This window comes from Streptomyces sp. NPDC001880 (assembly GCF_053594575.1).
The window spans coordinates 1-2,159 of the sequence record NZ_JBSFET010000252.1 but is presented as its reverse complement, the minus strand read 5'-3'; the positions used below and the strand labels follow the sequence as shown (position 1 = coordinate 2,159).

General features: G+C 71.2%; 2 protein-coding genes. One reads left to right on the top strand and one right to left on the bottom strand.

The window, feature by feature from the left end:
* Positions 1 to 266 precede the first annotated feature (266 nt).
* Positions 267 to 1,472, bottom strand: coding sequence for an erythromycin esterase family protein (locus ACWCQ6_RS36960; protein WP_451096847.1), 1,206 nt, complete (start codon positions 1,470 to 1,472; stop codon positions 267 to 269).
* Positions 1,473 to 1,530: 58 nt separating this feature from the next.
* Between ACWCQ6_RS36960 and ACWCQ6_RS36955 the strand changes: the two genes are divergently transcribed.
* On the top strand, positions 1,531 to 2,159 hold a 629-nt coding region (locus ACWCQ6_RS36955; RefSeq protein WP_451096849.1), incomplete at its 3' end, for a MerR family transcriptional regulator.

The following is a 2,159-nucleotide window of genomic DNA, read 5'->3' as shown; positions in this document are numbered from 1 at the left end:
GCGTCGACCGCCCGGCCGCCGCCCTGATCGCCCCCACCAGCGTCGGCGTCGCCTGGTCGTCGGGTTCGCCGGACGGCGACGCTCTTGAGCCCGCCGCGCCGCGCAGGAGCTCTTCGGTTCCGGCGCATACGACTCCGTGGCCGAAAGGATCGCCTTTCCCGAACTCGATGCACTGCTCTCCGGGCCCCGCTGAACGACCTGTCGGCCGGCCTCGCGTCGGCCGGGGGCGAGGTCTCGTCAGCGTTCGCGGAGATTCGCCCCCGAAGTCACTGGCTCTGTGGAATGTCCCTGACGAACACGAGGCCGTCGGTCCCCGCCAAGTGGGCCGGGTCGAGCGGGGCGTAGCCGAACCAGGGGGACACCCGGGGCGCGGGCGGCGTGTCGCCGAGGGCGGTGGCCAGTCGGGGGGCGTCGACGACGCAACGGTCCTGCGGGAGCGCGTACAGGAGTCCTTCGACGGTGTCCGGCGGCGGCGAGCCCACTCCCTGGTGCCGGATCGTGCCGAGAGCCGTCGCCACGAAGGCGTACTCCGCACCGAGCCGGGCGTTCACCAGCGCGCCGGCGCTCCACCATTCCACCGGTCCCTCCCACATCTGCATCGTGCTCTTCTCCCGCTGGAGATGGGAGTTGTGGGCGTGGACGAGTGCCGGGCCCCGGGCGGCGACGGCGAGGAGATTGTCGGCCATCATCAGATCCCGCAGCGCGCACAGCCGTGTCATGCGGGCCGGTGAGGTGTCGGCCATCCGGCGATGGTAGCGCAGCAGCCCGACGGCGGTGCGCCCGTACAGGCGCGTCCGGTCCCAGCTGTCCTGCGAGGTTGCCGCGATCAGCTGCGGCGTCTGCGCGTCGAGCAGCGCCACCAGATCGTCGGCGAGCAGCCGCAGCTCCCTGGCGTCGGCCGACTGCCCCACGGACCGGGTCGGGTCCATCATCGCAGCGGGCTCGGTCCACCGGTCGTCCGCGCCGAGCAGGCGGTCCAGCGTTTCGCCGGTGCAGGGGAGCAGGTTCGCGTCCACCCGGTCGGCGAGGCAGTCGTGGAGTGCTGTGAGGGCCTGCCGGGGGCTCGCGGCGCCGGTGATCTCCAGCGGGCCGTCGAAGCCGGCGAAGTGGAGCTGCTCGGACGCGGGCCGGCCGTCGTTGTGGGCCCGCATCCACCGCACGAGTTCGCGGTTGGGGGCAAAGGCGCCCCAGCCGTGGCTGAATCCGTGCTCCATGACCTCGTCCAGGGTGCCCGTGCCCGAGGTGACGTAGTCGTCCACGATCAGACCCGTCATGCAATCGCTCTCGATCGCGATCGTCCGGTAGCCCTCCTGCTCGACGAGCTGCCGGAAGAGCTCATTGCGCAGTTCGAGCAGGGCTTCCGCGCCGTGAGTGGGCTCGCCCAGGGCGAGCAGCTGCGGCCGGGCCGCGAGCAGCCGCGTGATCGCGGAGGCATCGACGGCATGGGTGGTTTCTGTGATGTCAGTAGCCATGCATTCAACGCTATCGTTGAACCTTCGGTTGAAACTTTTCGACGACATCGACGGGGTCATGGTGCAAAACCTTCAAAACGGTGAACGGCTCAGGCCCGTCGATCTGGCGCGTGGGCACGGTTTGTCCACGCAGGCGGTCAGGAATTACGAGGCGGCCGGCATCCTTCCGGTCGCAGACCGCACGCCCCACGGCTACCGCACCTACACCTCGCTGCACGCCCAGGCCCTGCGCACATTCCTCGCCCTGGTGCCCGGCCACGGCCATCCGACGGCCACGTCGGTCATGCGGGCGGTGAACGAGGGCGCGGCCGAGGAGGCGTTCCGTCTCATCGACGAGAGCCACGCCCAACTCCTCGACGACCGCCGGACCCTCCAGGCTGTGGAGACCGCCCTGCGCGACCTGGCACCGGCCGAGATACCTGAACCCGACGCGGCGGTGGGCGGGCCCGACGGAACGTTCATCGGGCCGCTGGCACGGAGGTTCGGGATCCGGCCCGCGACGCTGCGCAAATGGGAGGCCGCCGGGCTGCTGTGCCCGCGTCGCGACCCGCGGACCGGATACCGCGTCTACGACGAGGCAGACGTGCGGGACGCCCAACTCGCCCACCAGCTCAGGCGGGGCGGCTACCTGCTGGAGCGGATCGCTCCGCTGATCGCCCAGGTGCGGGCGGCCGGCGGGCTGGAGCC

Excerpts from the sequence above, each read along its gene's own strand:
- ACWCQ6_RS36960 (WP_451096847.1), bottom strand. The coding sequence starts at position 1,472 with ATGGCTACTGACATCACAGAAACCACCCATGCCGTCGATGCCTCCGCG.